This window comes from Rubrivirga sp. (assembly GCF_049648075.1).
Lineage (GTDB): Bacteria > Bacteroidota > Rhodothermia > Rhodothermales > Rubricoccaceae > Rubrivirga.
This window is the reverse complement of sequence record NZ_JBARYR010000731.1, coordinates 1-14,246: the sequence shown is the minus strand read 5'-3', so window position 1 is coordinate 14,246 and position 14,246 is coordinate 1. Positions and strand designations below refer to the sequence as shown.

The 14,246-nt window shown below is 68.9% G+C and carries 12 protein-coding genes; 1 reads left to right on the top strand and 11 read right to left on the bottom strand.

Features of this window, described 5'->3' with window-relative positions; all coding sequences use genetic code 11:
* The 11 genes from WBA11_RS19305 to WBA11_RS19255 form a co-directional block, all read right to left on the bottom strand.
* Window positions 1-552, bottom strand: a 552-nt coding sequence (locus WBA11_RS19305) for a GIY-YIG nuclease family protein (protein ID WP_424522257.1), incomplete at its 3' end; no start/stop codon positions are given.
* 105 nt (window positions 553-657) lie between these two features.
* Entirely contained in the window at window positions 658-1,602 is a 945-nt protein-coding gene (locus WBA11_RS19300) for a carbohydrate ABC transporter permease (protein ID WP_424522256.1), read from the bottom strand.
* Window positions 1,603-1,686: 84 nt separating this feature from the next.
* A complete protein-coding gene (locus WBA11_RS19295; RefSeq protein ID WP_424522255.1) occupies window positions 1,687-3,042 on the bottom strand; it encodes an extracellular solute-binding protein in 1,356 nt (451 codons plus the stop codon).
* A complete protein-coding gene (locus WBA11_RS19290) occupies window positions 3,035-4,231 on the bottom strand; it encodes a hypothetical protein (protein WP_424522254.1) in 1,197 nt (398 codons plus the stop codon). The genes WBA11_RS19295 and WBA11_RS19290 overlap by 8 nt, the downstream gene beginning before the upstream one ends.
* A gap of 6 nt (window positions 4,232-4,237) precedes the next feature.
* The gene (locus WBA11_RS19285; RefSeq protein WP_424522253.1) at window positions 4,238-5,110 is read right to left on the bottom strand and encodes a hypothetical protein; all 873 of its coding nucleotides are present in this window, start codon (window positions 5,108-5,110) and stop codon (window positions 4,238-4,240) included.
* 51 nt (window positions 5,111-5,161) lie between these two features.
* Complete coding sequence (locus WBA11_RS19280; RefSeq protein ID WP_424522252.1) at window positions 5,162-6,193, bottom strand: LacI family DNA-binding transcriptional regulator; 1,032 nt, start codon at window positions 6,191-6,193, stop codon at window positions 5,162-5,164.
* 123 nt (window positions 6,194-6,316) lie between these two features.
* Window positions 6,317-7,459 (bottom strand): flavodoxin-dependent (E)-4-hydroxy-3-methylbut-2-enyl-diphosphate synthase, encoded by a 1,143-nt coding sequence (ispG, locus tag WBA11_RS19275; RefSeq protein WP_424522251.1) that lies wholly within the window; start codon window positions 7,457-7,459, stop codon window positions 6,317-6,319.
* Window positions 7,460-7,552: 93 nt separating this feature from the next.
* Complete coding sequence (locus tag WBA11_RS19270; protein ID WP_424522250.1) at window positions 7,553-8,491, bottom strand: calcium/sodium antiporter; 939 nt, start codon at window positions 8,489-8,491, stop codon at window positions 7,553-7,555.
* Window positions 8,492-8,627: 136 nt separating this feature from the next.
* Window positions 8,628-10,637, bottom strand: coding sequence for a cation:proton antiporter (locus WBA11_RS19265; RefSeq protein ID WP_424522249.1), 2,010 nt, complete (start codon window positions 10,635-10,637; stop codon window positions 8,628-8,630).
* A 119-nt stretch (window positions 10,638-10,756) separates the two neighbouring features.
* The gene (locus tag WBA11_RS19260; RefSeq protein ID WP_424522248.1) at window positions 10,757-11,734 is read right to left on the bottom strand and encodes a L,D-transpeptidase; all 978 of its coding nucleotides are present in this window, start codon (window positions 11,732-11,734) and stop codon (window positions 10,757-10,759) included.
* 236 nt (window positions 11,735-11,970) lie between these two features.
* The gene (locus WBA11_RS19255) at window positions 11,971-12,930 is read right to left on the bottom strand and encodes a calcium/sodium antiporter (RefSeq protein ID WP_424522247.1); all 960 of its coding nucleotides are present in this window, start codon (window positions 12,928-12,930) and stop codon (window positions 11,971-11,973) included.
* A 134-nt stretch (window positions 12,931-13,064) separates the two neighbouring features.
* Between WBA11_RS19255 and WBA11_RS19250 the strand changes: the two genes are divergently transcribed.
* Window positions 13,065-14,246, top strand: a 1,182-nt coding sequence (locus tag WBA11_RS19250) for a cation:proton antiporter (protein ID WP_424522246.1), incomplete at its 3' end; no start/stop codon positions are given.

Sequence of the window (14,246 nt, the reverse complement as noted above, 5' to 3'; positions counted from 1 at the left end):
GACCGCGAGCGCTGCGCGGCCGACCTCGAGGGCGGGATGGGTTCTGGGGATTGGGGGTTGGGGGTTGGGGGACGAATACGCCCTTGAGATCGGGTCGAGGTCCAGCGTCGACAGTGTTGCTTTCGCCCTCGAGGTCGAGGCCCTCGCGCTGCTCCCCCCAACAGAGTCATCCCCGCGAAGGCGGGGACCCATGCGGCCGTCCTCGAGGTCGCCCGACTCCCCGTCGCGCTGAGAGGCGGCGACCGAGCCTCCCCATGGACCGACCTCGAGGTCGACGCCGAGATCTCGCCGCGTCGGGTTCTGATCCTGGATTAGCCTCAGCTTCCACTCTCGGTTCCACTTCTTGATCCGACGCTCGCGCTCTACCGTCTCGCGTGGTGAGGCGTGCTCCTCTGCGTACACGAGCCGTGTAACGCCGTGCTCGGTCACAAACGCCGAGCCCTCCCCTCGCCTGTGCTGATCGAGGCGGCGAGCGAGGTCCGTCGTCGACCCGATGTACAGCGTGCCGTTTGGCTTGCTGGCGAGGATGTAGACGAAACCGGGGCGGGGCACTCTGTTGGTGGGATCGGATGGGTCCCCGCCTGCGCGGGGATGACTCGGTAGATGGTTGAGCGGTCGTCCTCGAGGACGGCTCCGCGACGCGCGCCCTCGAGGACGCTAGTACACCGATTCGGTCGCCTGGGTCCGGTTGAGGAAGACCTGGGTGAACGTGAACAGGATCGCGAAGATGACCATTGATAGCGCCGCCGCCCAGCCGAACCGGTACATCGAGAACGCGGCCTCGTAGACGTAGCTGACCAGGATGTGCGTCTGGTCGTTCGGCTCGCCCCCGTTCGAGACCAGCCAGACGACGTTGATGTTGTTGAACGTCCAGATCGTGCCCAACGTGATCGCGGGCACCATGACCGGCTTCAAGAGCGGCGCCGTGATGGTGCGGAACTGAACCCACGCGCTCGCGCCGTCTACCTCGGCCGCCTCGTAGAGCTCTTTCGGAATCGACTGCAACCCGCCGAGCGCGATCACCATCATGAACGGGAAGCCGAGCCACACGTTGGTCAGGATCGCCGCGATAAACGCCGTGACCGGATCGCTGAGCCACGAGATCGCGCTCCCGCCCAGCCCCTCGATCAGCAGGTTGACCGCGCCGAACTCGAAGTTGAACATCCCGCGCCATGTCAGCGCGGTGATGTACTGGGGCACGGCCCACGGCAGGATCAGCAGCACGCGCCACGCGCCCTTGCCCTTGATAAACTGCTGGTGCAACACGACGGCCAGCAGCACGCCCAGCCCGACGTGGAACGCGACGCAGACGACCGTCCAGATGATCGTCTTCAAGAACACGGCCCAGAACGCCGGCTCCGCGAACACCGCCGCGTACTGGCCGAGCCCCGTCAGCTCCCAGTCGCGCAGCGTGTAGATGTTCATGTTGCTGAACGAGATCGCCACGTTGTAGACGAACGGGAACGCGACCACGGCCAACACCACAACCGCCGTCGGGATCAGCAACCACGCCAGGAACAGCCGCCGCTGCCACACGCCCGACCTCGAGGGCGGCGTGGTCGCGGCCTCGATGGCCATCGCGTCGGTGGGGGCGTTGAGCATTGATGGGTTTTGGAGATTGGGGGTTAGGGGTTGGGGAAAGCCGAGATCAGAAGACCCCAATCCCTATCCCCCAACACCCCATCCCTAATTCAAGAACGTGTCGGCGATTCGCTTTTCGGCTTGCTCCTGCATGAGGCGGGCGCCCTCTTGGGCGGAGACCTGGCCGTTCATCACGAGTTGGTAAGGGCCGCGCATGGCGTCCCAGATCTGGCGCATCTGAGGGTCGGTCGGCGTCGGGAGGGACTTTTCGATCTGGCGCAAGCTCTGCTGCAAGACCGGGTTCGCCTCCATCACGCCCGACTCGCGGACGGCGGTGCGGACGGGGATCGTGGCGAGCTCGTTCGCCATCTGCGTTTGGATCTCGTCACCGGTCAGCATCATCAAGACGCCGATCACGGCCGGCAGCTTCCAACCGGGGACGGCCGGGTTGACCGAGTACGCCTTGGGGGCGGCCATGGGACGGGCGTACAAGCCCGTCTGCTCGTTGAGTGGCAAGGGAGCCAGTTGGACGTCGACGCCGGCGTCGCTGTAGCCGCCCCACGACCACGGGCCGTCGATGGTGGCCGCGGCGAAGTCGTCGCGGAAGAGGGCCTTGGCGGTCTCGTAGTCGGCCTCGCGGGGGATCACGTTGTAGCGGTCGCGCAGGTCCAGGACGTACTGGATGGCCGCGACCGTCTCGGGCGTGTCGAGCGTCGGGTTGCCGGCGTCGTCCATGACCCAGCCGCCGAACGAGGTCAGGAACGGGACGAAAAAGAACGGCTCGGTGTAGTTCCAGACCAAGGCGTACTGGTCCGGGTCGCCGTCGCCATCGAGGTCCTTCGTCAAGGTCGAGCCGAGCGCGGCCAGCTCCTCGAGGGTGTGGGGCGGCTCGGGCAGGAGCGCCGGGTTGTACACGAACGTCAGGTGGTTGCCAATCTGGTCGGCGAGCCCGTAGATCTGGCCGTCGTACATCACGCGGCCGTCCTCCGAGAACCCGTCCAAGAATGGCTGTGGGACCAGGTCATTGAGCGGGCGGATGGTCTCGGTGATCCCCAACGTGCCCATGTTGTCGGCCGGGCCGAAGATCAGGTCCGGGCCTTTCTCGCCGATCGCAGCGAACACGTAGTGGTTGCGAAGCTCCTCGGTCTCCTTGTACAAGACCTCGACCTCGACGGAGTCCTGACGGCCGTTGTAGTTCGTCGCCCAGTCCTGGAGGAAATCGCGCTCGGCGGCGTCCTTCTGGTGCCAGATCTGAACCACGATGGGCTCGCCAGGAGGAGGTGGGCTCTCAGCACCGGCACACGCGCCGAAGGCCAGACCACCGCAGAGCACAAGCGCCAGCGCTGCCCTCGAGGCCGGCTGTACGCCCCCGGTGCGTCGCCCTCGAGGACGACTGACCTGGCACTCTGAGAGAGGCTCACCCGAACAGGTCGACCTCGAGGACGCGTCGGGGCTAGTCATTGGACAGGGCGTCGTCGACCCACTCACGAGCGATCGGGACCAAGGGTTCGCTCTCGCGGCCGGAGCCCTGCGCAAAAGAGACCGCCTGAGCATAGGCCGACTCAGCAGCCTCCTCGTCTCCCTCCTGCGCGTGGGCGACGGCCGTCTGCAACATCTGGAAGAGGACGACCCCGCCCGGGTCGAACGGCGACGCGCGGCGGACGGGGTCTCGGTCGCCCGGCGTGACCGCCGGTCCGTCGAACGCGGACGGGTCGATTCCTCGGAAGGACGCGGTCGCCGCGTCGGCGTCGAACGACGAGGGGCCGGGAGCAAGCAAGGCGCCGCGGTCCACGACGCCGCCCTTGGTGCCGAGTACGAGTGGGTCGAGCGTGATCGAGCCAACGACCACGTGCCCATCCTCGAGCCACCTATCGAGGACCGCATCAGCGAGCGTGTACATGCGACCGCCCGCACTGTCGCGACTGCCCCTCGCGTCGGGTCGAGGCTGGAAACCGGCAGGATCAAGAACGGGCACCTCGCGCTGGGCAAGCCCGCTCAATACACCGGGGTACTCCAACATCGAGAACGGAACGATGACGACGTCGGGGCGGACGCCCTCGAGGTCTTGGACCATCCGCAAGACAGCAGCATCGCTCGGTCCATCAGCAAGCAGAAGCGAGTTCTGTGGGGCTGCCCGCAACGTCCAGCGTGCGAAGGCCAGCATCGGTTGGGACCAAAAGCCAAGCCGGCCGAGGGCGCGGAGCGCGTCCTGCTCACGGCTCAGCCGCCCCTCTCGAACAGAGACCGTCCAGAAGGCGAGCCAGACGTTGCCGTCATCAGGCGCGCACGCCACAGCGCGGTCTTGAGCGTCATCTGAAGCGCTGGGGTCGATGTCGACGAGCGACCGCGACTTGACCAAGAGCGACGGCACGTTGCAGGAGTCGCGCTCCAAGACGGCCTCGGCGTTCTGGACCGCCTCGGCCAGGAGCGTCGAGTCGCGCGCCCCCTCCCCGACCAACAGTTGGATCTCGGCCAGGCGCGCTCGAGCGTCGAGGCCGGCGCCACGGGCCGACGCGACGCGACGCGCGATCGGCAGCGCCTCCGCCATCCGGTTCTGGCTGTACAACGTCGCCACGCTGTCAGCCGACGAGACCTGGGCCGACACGGGGACCGCAACGAGCGCGGCGAGGGCGAGGATCGGAAGACGCATGGGCACTTATTCGTCCAGCCCTCGAGGGCGGACGTCGTCAGGGGCTACCGGACGATACACAACGGTGGCGCGCGGTGGCACGCGAAGCCCGTAGACCGCGCCGTCGTCGTCGAACAAGGCGACGAGTCCGGGCACGTCGACGTCTGGCCTCGAAGCCATGACCGGCCACAGTGGCATCGGCGCACGCTCGCCCTCGAGGGCGAGAAAGGCCGGCTCGTCGCCGGCGTTGAAGGCGGCGACCCAGCCCTCGCCGTCCAGCGTCCTCGAGAACGCGACGGCACGGCCATGGGCAGACACGACCTCGAGGTCGCCCCGGCGCAGGACCGCGCTGGACCGGCGGAGTGCGACGACGTCTCGGAGGTACGGCAGATCGACCTCGAGGACGGCCGCGCCCTCGAAGACGGGGACCCCGGGCAGCGCGACGTGAAGCAGGGCGAGATCCCGTCGGCGCTGGTCGTCGAGGTCGTGCCCAGGCGAGAGGGGCACCCGGACAGTGACGAACTCGGAGTCCGGTTCGCTGAGGCTGGCACGAACGTGGACGGCGAACGGGCCAGCCTCCAGGCTGCCGGAGGCGAAGGCGCCGAGCAGAAGCGGGACGACGCGAACCGCTGACCCCACACGCTCGAGCGCCGAGTCTCGCACGACCGCGAGGCCGCTGGCGGTGAGACGGGCCTCGAGATCGAGGAGACGGCGAGCGCCGTCAGGTGCGGTCGCATCGAGGGCGACGGCCGTGACTCCGAGGACCTCGACACCGCTGCTATCCGCCCAAAACGTGACCCCGTCCTCGAGGCCGGGTCGGACCCAGACAGAGTCCCTAAGTGGTGTCTGGGCCGCGACGGGGGCCGCGACCAGCAAGGCGAGCAGAGCGCGGAGGATCATCGACAGAGAGGGATACCACTCACGAACGACGACGACGCGTGAACGCGTGCGCTACGCCATCTCTACCGAGCCGCCGGTCGTCTCCCGGACGACCAAGTCGGGCGCGAAGACGACGTGCTGGGTCGGGATGTCGGGCGCCTCGAGGCGGCGGAGAAGCATCTCGGTCGCAAGCCGTCCCATCTCGGCCATCGGCTGCCGGAGCGTCGTGAGGCCGGCGTAGGCGCTCGGTTCGATGTCGTCGAAGCCGACGACCTCGAGGTCGCCGGGGACGTCGAGGCCGGCCTCTCGGGCCGCGCGGAGCGCGCCGAACGCCATCACGTCGGCGGCGGCGAACACCGCCGTCGGGTGCTCGCCCGTGGGGAACCGCTCGAGCAGGGCCTGCATCGCGCGGTAGCCCGCGTACCGGGTGTACCCGTAGTGCTCGTGGTCCCAGTCGGCCGCGACGACGAGCGCGGGGTCGACCTCGAGGCCGGCCCGTTCGAACGCGTCCCGGTAGCCGAGTTGGCGGCGCGTCGCTGGCCCGGACGCCTCGACGGGCATCAGGAGCCCGATCCGGCGGTGCCCACGGTCCAAGAGGTGCCGCGTCGCGACGGTCCCGCCCCACCGGTTGTCCACGGTTACGGAATCGAGGTCGGGGTGGTACGCGTCGACGAGGGCGACGGGTTGCCCACTCATGCGGAGCGTCTGGGCGCGGGCGTCGGTGATCGGTGTCGAGACCACGAGCAGGCCGTCGGCACGGCCGCGCTGGACGGCCCGTGCGAGCTGCCCGTCGACGCGGTCGAGCGTCCGACTGGCGTAGACCAGCAAGTCGTAATCGGTCGCGTCGAGGTGGTCCTGGACGCCGCGCAGGACCTCGACGAAGAACGCCGACGTCATCATCGGGACGACCGCGGAGACGAGCCGCGTGTGCCTCCGCGCCAGGTTCTGGGCGCTCGCGTGGGGCGCGTAGCCCAAGTCGTTAGCGATCTTGAGGACGCGTTCCCTCGTCGCGTCGGACACGCGGGGGTTCCCGTTGAGGACGCGCGAGACGGTGGCGATCGAGACGCCGGCGCCCTCGGCGATGTCGTAAATCGTGGCAGGCACGGCGTCGAGCTGTAAGCGCTTTCAGAGGTCGGGCAGGATAGCCGCCGCCCGCGACCGGGTCAAGCAGCGCCCTCGAGGGAAGCCCGTCGACCTCGAGGACGAGCCTACCGAGGCCCGTCCTCCCTACTCCGACGGCTCGTCCCAACGCTCAATCAGGTCGATCACGGCGTCCGCGATCTCGTCCTGCTCGACCGTCCCGACGATCTCCCCCTTTTTAAACACGTGCGCCCGCCCGCGGCCGAGCGACACGCCGAGGTCGGCGCCGGCCGCCTCGCCCGGACCGTTGACGGCGCAGCCCATCAAGGCGACGTTCAGGTCCTTGTCGAAGCCCTTGGCGGCGACGGCCTCCTCGACCTCGTCCACGACCGAGAACAAGTCGCCTGCCAGGCGCCCACACGTCGGGCAGGCGATCACGTTGACGCCGGGCCGCCCGAGCCGGAGAGACTTCAAGATCTGGTGCCCGACGCGGACCTCGTTGACCGAGTCGGCCGCGAGCGAGACCCGGATCGTGTCGCCGATGCCGTCGGCCAAAAGCGAGCCGATGCCGATGGACGACTTGATCGGGCCGGTCTTCATCGAGCCCGACTCGGTCACGCCCAGATGCAGGGGGTAGTCCGTCTGCTCGGCCAGCAACCGGTAGCTCTGGATCATGAAGTAGACGTCGGAGTGCTTGACCGAGATCACGACGTCCTGGAAGTCCTCGCGGTCGCAGACCTCGGCGTGGCGCAACGCGCTCTCGACGAGCGCCTCGGGACGCGGATAGCCGTACTTGTCCAAGATGTCCTTCTCGAGCGAGCCGCCGTTGACGCCGATGCGGATCGGGACGCCCTTGTCCTTGGCCGCTCGCAACACCTCGCGCTCCCACTCCGGCTTGCCGATGTTGCCCGGGTTGATCCGCACCTTGGCGACGCCGGCCTCGAGGGCGGTGAGCGCGTAGGTGTGGTTAAAGTGGATGTCGGCCACGATCGGAACGGGACTGCCGGCGACGATGGCACCCAGCGCGTCGGCGTCCTCGGGCCGCGGCACGGCGACGCGGACCACGTCGGCGCCCTCGTCGGCGAGCTCTCGGATCTCGGCCAAGCACGTCTCGACGTCGTGCGTCTTGCCCGTCGTCATCGACTGGACCGTGATCGGAGCGCCTCCGCCGACCTGGACCTCCCGCTCTTCGCCGTCGACGGTATGACGCAGCGTGACGGCACGGCTGTGGCGTCGGGGACGCTGCGGCGCCTGGGCGGCCTGGGTCGATTCGTCGTTCGAGAGCTCCATGGGTGCGGGGCGGGGTCGCGGAAGACTACGGCGCGGTCGGGCGCGAGTTCGCGAGCGCCCGTCCCGTTTCGGCGAATCCGTCCTCGAGGACGGTCAGCCGTGCTGGACCACCAGGTAGCCAACGTAGCCGAGGTAGCCGGCCAGCAGCAGCGCGCCCTCGACGCGGGCCAGACGGCGGCCACTCGCCATCATCGGCAGGACGGCGGCCGTCACGACGCACATCACGACGACGTCCACGACCTCGAGGCCGGGCGCCGCCAGCGGGCGCACGATCGCGCCGACGCCCAGGATGCCGAGCACGTTGAACAGGTTGGACCCGACCACATTCCCGACCGCGATCTCGCTCTCGCCCCGGAGCGCGGCCACGACAGACGTCGCGAGCTCGGGCAGGCTCGTGCCGAGCGCGACGACGGTCAGCCCAATCACGGCATTCGAGACGCCCGCGGCCTCAGCGAGCCGGACGGCACCTCCGACGAACAGGTCCGCCCCGACCACGAGCCCGACCAGGCCACCGACCACCAAAATCACCTCGCGCGCGACCGAGGCGCTCGGGCCGTCGACGGGGAGCTCGGCCTCGACGCTGTCGCGATGGGCGGCCCAGACGCTCCACACCAGGTAGACGACGAGCGCGGCCAGGAGGATCACGCCCTCGAGGCGCCCGACCTCGCGGTCGGCCAGGACGAAGGCCCCGAACGCCGTCGCCGCGAGGAGCACGGGCAGGTCCCGGCGCAGCACGCCCGGGTCAGACACGATGGGCTTGACGATCACGGCGACCCCCAAGATCAGCCCGACGTTCGCGATGTTCGACCCGACCACGTTGCCGACCGCGATCCCTCCGGCGCCCGAGAGCGCAGCCTGGACGCTGACGACCAGTTCGGGCGCACTCGTCCCGAACGCGACGACGGTCAGCCCAACGACCAACGGTGACAGTCCGAACCGGAGCGCGAGCGCCGCAGCGCCCAGCACGAGAAAGTGGGCGGCGCCGACCAACAGCACCAACCCGCCGATCAGGGAGAGGATGTCGAGTGCCATTTGTGGAGAGAAGAGGCGCTGAGACCCGCAACCTGGCCGTCGGCTCCCGCCGCGCGAGAGTTCACGGGCCGGAGCACGCGACCTCGAGGACGGAGGCGCGACCTCGAGGACGGAGGCGCGACCTCGAGGACGAGGCCTACTCCGGCGGCGTGCGGAACAGGTCCGAGGCCGCTGCAAACTGGTCGGACTCGGCCACCATGACCAGCCGGTCGCCGGCTTGGACGACGAAGTCACCGGCAGGACTGCCGACGGTGTCGCGTCCTCGACGGACGGCCATGACGGTGATGCCCAGCCGGCGCCGGAGCGCCAAGGCTTCGAGCGTCTGGCCCGCGGCGGGCGCGCCGTCTCGGACGGCGACGGCCCGCGTGTGCAGGCCCTCTTCGTCGAGCCCCTGGAGCACCATCAAGTGCGCCTCCTGGATCGAGCCGCGGAGCACGCCGTAGTCGTCCTGCCGCACCAACGACGCCTGGCGCTCGATCTCCTCCTTCGGCACGAGGTACGCGCCCAAGACGTGGGAAAACAGACGGACCGTCGTCTCGAGCTCTTCGGGAACCACGACGTCGGCGCCCGCCTTCGTGAGCACCTCGACGTCCGAGATGAACCGGGTCCGGGCGAAGATCTGAAGCGTCGGGTTGAGGTGCCGGGCCACGGCCACGATCCGCTTGGTCGCGTCCCGATCGTTGATCGCGATGACCAGCAGCTTGGCCTTCGCCGCGCCCAGGCTGAGCAGGATCGGCTCACGCGCGGCGTCGCCAAACACGACTTGGGCGCCATCGAGGTCGGCTTGCCGCAGGCTCTCGGGGTTGAGGTCGCTCACGGCATACGGCACGCCCGACTCGCCCAACACGCGCGCCAGCCGACGTCCGGCGGGTCCGTACCCGATCACGATCGTATGGTCCTCGAGGTCGACGCCGTGGCCGTGGCCTCCGCCGCCGCCCGCGTCGTCCTCCACCTGGCGCCCGAACGCCGAGATCTTCGGCCCGAGTGCGATGAACCCTGGCGTCATCACCATGAGCAAGACCGAGACGGCGATCAAGCCTTGGCTCCCGGCCTCTCCCAGACCCGCCGGCGTCAGCCCGACCTCGAGGCCGGCGAGCGCGAGCACGAACGAGAACTCGCCGATCTGGCTGAGCGCGAGCCCCCCCGCGAGGGCGACGCCCAGCGGGTACCCCAGGAGCCGAGCGCTGATCACGGTCAGGCCACCCTTCAAGACCAGGACCCCGACGGCGGCGGCCAGCACCCAGCCCAGGTTGTCGAGCAAGAACCGCGGGTCGAGCAGCATCCCGACCGACAGGAAGAACGCGGCCGTAAACAGGGTTTGAAGCGGCAGGACCTCGCTCAGGGCGTGCTCGGCGTAGTCGCTCTCGCTCACCAGCAGTCCGGCCAGGAACGCGCCCAGCGCCAGGCTCACACCCGCGAGCGACACGGCCCAGGCGGTCCCCAGGCAGATCGCGGCGACGGCCAGCAGGAAGAGCTCGGTCCGCCGCGTCATCGCGATCCGCTCGAGGACGGCCGGGATCACGCGCCGCGCGCCGACGAGCACCGCTGCGATCACGAGAGCGGCCTTCGTCAACGCCCAGGCGACCTCGAGGGGCGACCCGCCCTCACCGGCCAAGGCCGGAATGAGCAGGACCATCCCGACGATGGCCAAGTCCTGGAACAGCAGCATCGCCAGCGACACCCGCCCGACCGGCGTGTCGGACTCGGCCCGCTCGGCCAACACCTTGAGCACGATGGCCGTCGAGGACATCGCGACCAGGAAGCCCGTGAACACGGCCGGCCCCAGCCCAACACCGACGAGCACCAGCCCGCCCGTCACCAACCCGACGGTCAGCGCGACCTGAGCGCCGCCGCCCACGAAGATGGGTCGCGCGAGCCGGGCCATCTCCTTAAGCGAGAACTCGACGCCGATCGAGAACAGCAGCAGGATCACGCCGACCTCGGCCAGCTCGGCGACCAGCTCCACGTCCTCGACGAGACCGAGCGCGAACGGCCCGACGGCGACGCCGGCCAGCAAAAAGCCCACGATGGGAACGAGCCGGACGCGGTAGCACAGGTACGCCACCACGACGCCGGCGGCGAACAGGGCGGCCAGCTCTCCCACAAACGGGAGCGATCCGACGGCGAGCGGGAGAGCGAGAGTCATTCTGAGAGAGGAGTCGCCGCAAGGTCGCTCGTCCTCGAGGACGGCGTCGCCCTCGAGGGCGAAACAAACGCGCCCCGCCCCAAACTCTGGGACGGGGCGCGACCTCGAGGACGGCGCCTCTAGCGCGAGGCCTGCTGGGCGCGGAGCCGGTCGAACCGGACCTGCTGGTCGGTCCCCGGCTCAACGCTGTACGGGTCGTCCGGCAAGTCGACGCGGATGAGCGCCGGGCGGCCGTTTGCGTCCTCGAAGCGGTCCGGCGCGCCGTCCGGCGCCTCGCCCTGGACGATCACCGTCGTGCCTTGCTCGAGGATCCGGCCGCGCGAGGCCATGGCCCGATCGGCGCCGCCGTTGACGGTCCGCCAGCCATCGGCCCAGTCGTAGATCCACTGGGCGTCGGCGGTCATGAGCCGGACGCAACCGTGGCTGGCCGCGCCCGACGTCGGGAGCGCGTAGTACTGGTGGACGTGGATGCCGCGGCGATCGTGGAAGTTGAACACCCAGCGCATGTCCCACGACTCGCCCGGAGGCGACAGCGTGCTCACGCGGTGACGCTCTTTCCAGTTGAAGTTGAACCGGCCGTTCGGCGTCTCGGAGCCTTCGGCGCCGGTCGAGACCAACCCCCACCGAGCCAGGCGGCCGTTCTCGTAGCCGGCCCACGCCTGGACCGTCTTGTCGATCACGAACAGCTTGTCGAAGTCGCGGGCACCGGCGTAGTCGCGCGGGAACGGGCTGTACGCACGCGGATCCAGACCGACCTCGCTCGGCAAGACGATCGTGTCGCCCTGGCGCAGGTCTTGGATAAAGACGCCGTTCAGGAACGCGACCATGCCGTTGAGCTGGTCGCGGCCGTAGCGCGCGTCGCCGCCGCCGACCTCCTGGTAGAGCTCGTGCCGAGCCAGGATCGAGTTGCCGCTCTCATGGTCGAGCGTGTGGTAGCGGTACGAGACGTCGGGGATCGCGTCGAGCGATTCGGAGCGGTTCGCGTAGAGGAGCTCGGCCAGCCGGTCCTGGTTGTAGAGCGTCCGCTGGCCCTGGGCCTGGACGGGCGTAGCCAGGGACGCGATAGCGACGGCGGCGGCAAAGAAGAGGACTCGCATGGAGGTGGTGGAACCCGAGGAAGGACCGGAAGAACGCACTCGGCGCGGCGTTCGTTCAGCGAAGACGTCGGAAGTGCCCCCAAATCGCGCCAGAGCGCCCGACCCTCAGCCAATCCTCGTCCTCGAGGACGCGAGCGTGGCGCTTAGATCGATCTCTAGAACGCGGACCTCGCACCGCCCTGCGGAGCCGTCCTCGAGGGCGAACGTTCCTCCTCCCCTTGCCCGGCGCGCAGCGCCTACTGGATCACGTACCAGATGTACGCCACGTAGCCCGCCATCAAAACCGCGCCTTCCCAGCGCTGCGTTCGGCCGCCCGTCATCAGGAACCCGAGCGTGACCACGCCGAACCCGCCCATGATCGCGAGTGTGGTCGCGCTGACGCCCGTGGCCGTGATCGGGGCGACGAGCGACGCAGGGCCGATGACGCTGAACACGTTGTAGATGTTGGACCCGACCGCGTTGCCGAGGGCCAGTTCGCCTTGCCCCTTGCGGGCCGCCACGGCCGTCGTCGCGAGCTCCGGCAGGCTCGTCCCCAGCGCCACCAGCGTCAGGCCGACGACCGCCTCGCTCACGCCCAGCATCTCAGCCGCGGCGACGGCCCCGTTCAGGAGTAGTTCGGACCCGAACACCAAGAGCGCGATCCCGCCGATCACCAGCAGGATGTGGCGCTTGAACCCCAATGCCGACTCCGTGATCGCGTCGCGGACCTCGGGAGGAAGCTCGGCCTGCTGCTCCCGGACCTCGCGCCTCGAGGCCCGGATCTTCCACACGGTGTAGAACACGGCGCCGGACGCCAGAAACCCGCCCTCGATCCGCCCCAGCGTCCCGTCGAGCAGGAAGACGACCAAGAGCACCATCGAGGCCAGCATGATGGGCACGTCGAACCGGATCAACGTCCGGTCTACCGCCATCGGCGACAGGATCGCCGCGAGCCCGACGATCAGGCCCAGGTTCGCCACGTTCGACCCGACCACGTTGCCGACCGCCACACCGCCCTGCCCCGCCAACGCCGCTTGAACGCTCACCACCAGCTCCGGGCTCGATGTCCCGATCGCGACGACGGTCAGCCCGACGACGAGCGGCGTGATCCCGACGCGGAGCGCGAGCGCCGAGGCGCCGCGGACCAAGCCTTCGGCGCCGGCCACCAGGAGGACGACGCCCCCTCCCATCGCGAGCAAGCTCTGTAGCAGTGTCATGCGCGGTACACGCACGGAGGGCACCGGGGTGCCCCCGTTCTCGGAGACTTACGCGTCCGCCCTCGAGGTCGTGTCACGCCCTAAAGTCGCGACAGCGCTGGCCGAGGTAGCTTCAACGTCCCCCCTGGTCCCGCATGCAAACGCTCGAGTACACCCTGGCCTTCGCCGTCGTCTGCCTGGCGTCGTACGTGATCGGGATCGGGTTCAAGAAGATCAAGCTCCCGACGATCACCGGCTACCTGTTCGCCGGGGCGCTGGTCGGATCGTTTGGCTTGGACTTTTTGCCCTCGTCGGCCGCGGAGAGCTTGCGGTTCGTCGACGAGCTGTCGCTCGCCGTGATCGCGTTCGTGGCCGGCAGCGAGCTGTACCTGCCCGAGATCAGGCGTCGGCTCCGCCCGATCCTGTTCAGCACAGGCGGCATCCTGATCACCACGTTCATCCTCGTCAGCGTAGCGGTCTACATCCTGACGGCGTACCTGCCGTTTACCCAGGGGTGGGAATTCGAGGCCCGACTCGCGACGTCGCTGCTGGGCGGCGCCGTGCTGCTCGCGCTCTCGCCACCGTCCACGATCGCCGTCATCAAAGAGGTCCACGCACGAGGGCCGTTTACGCGGACGGCGCTCGGTGTGACGGTGCTGATGGACGTGGTCATCATCGTCCTGTTCGCCGTCGCGACCTCGATTGCGAGCGCCCTCCTAACCGGGACGGGTCTGACGATCGGGTTCGTGGGCCTGCTCGCCCTCGACCTGGCCTTGGCGGTCGGCGTCGGAATGGTGACGGGGCAGCTGCTCAAGCTGATCCTGTCTCGGCACCTGCCCCGGCTGGTCAAGACGGCGCTGATCCTGGCGCTCGGGTTCGGGGTCTACGAGCTCGCGTCGTGGACCAAGGTGTTCAGCCTGGAGAGCCTGGGCGTCGAGATCTACATCGAGCCGCTCCTCATCGCGATGATCGGCGGCTTTATCGTGACCAACTACACGTCGTTCCGGGACGAGTTCGACGAGATCCTCCACGACGTCGGGCCGGCGGTCTACGTCGCGTTCTTCACGATCACCGGTCTCGCGCTCAAGCTCGACATCCTGTGGGCGACGTTGCCGTTCGCAGGTGCCCTCTTCGTCGTCCGAGCCGTCGGCATCGCGGCCGGCGCAGCGACCGGATCGGCGCTCGCGGGCGAGCCGGCGGCCGAGCGTCGGTTCTCGTGGATGGCCTTCATCACGCAGGCCGGCATCGCGCTCGGCTTGGCGCGCGAGGTCGCCGTCCAGTTCCCCGAGCTCGGAACGGCGTTCGCGACGCTGATCATCTCGGTCGTGGTGCTGAAC

Coding starts and splice junctions, on each gene's coding strand:
- WBA11_RS19300 (WP_424522256.1), bottom strand. CDS start 1,602: ATGCTCAACGCCCCCACCGACGCGATGGCCATCGAGGCCGCGACCACG.
- WBA11_RS19295 (WP_424522255.1), bottom strand. CDS start 3,042: ATGACTAGCCCCGACGCGTCCTCGAGGTCGACCTGTTCGGGTGAGCCT.
- WBA11_RS19290 (WP_424522254.1), bottom strand. CDS start 4,231: ATGCGTCTTCCGATCCTCGCCCTCGCCGCGCTCGTTGCGGTCCCCGTG.
- WBA11_RS19285 (WP_424522253.1), bottom strand. CDS start 5,110: ATGATCCTCCGCGCTCTGCTCGCCTTGCTGGTCGCGGCCCCCGTCGCG.
- ispG (WP_424522251.1), bottom strand. CDS start 7,459: ATGGAGCTCTCGAACGACGAATCGACCCAGGCCGCCCAGGCGCCGCAG.
- WBA11_RS19270 (WP_424522250.1), bottom strand. CDS start 8,491: ATGGCACTCGACATCCTCTCCCTGATCGGCGGGTTGGTGCTGTTGGTC.
- WBA11_RS19265 (WP_424522249.1), bottom strand. CDS start 10,637: ATGACTCTCGCTCTCCCGCTCGCCGTCGGATCGCTCCCGTTTGTGGGA.
- WBA11_RS19260 (WP_424522248.1), bottom strand. CDS start 11,734: ATGCGAGTCCTCTTCTTTGCCGCCGCCGTCGCTATCGCGTCCCTGGCT.
- WBA11_RS19255 (WP_424522247.1), bottom strand. CDS start 12,930: ATGACACTGCTACAGAGCTTGCTCGCGATGGGAGGGGGCGTCGTCCTC.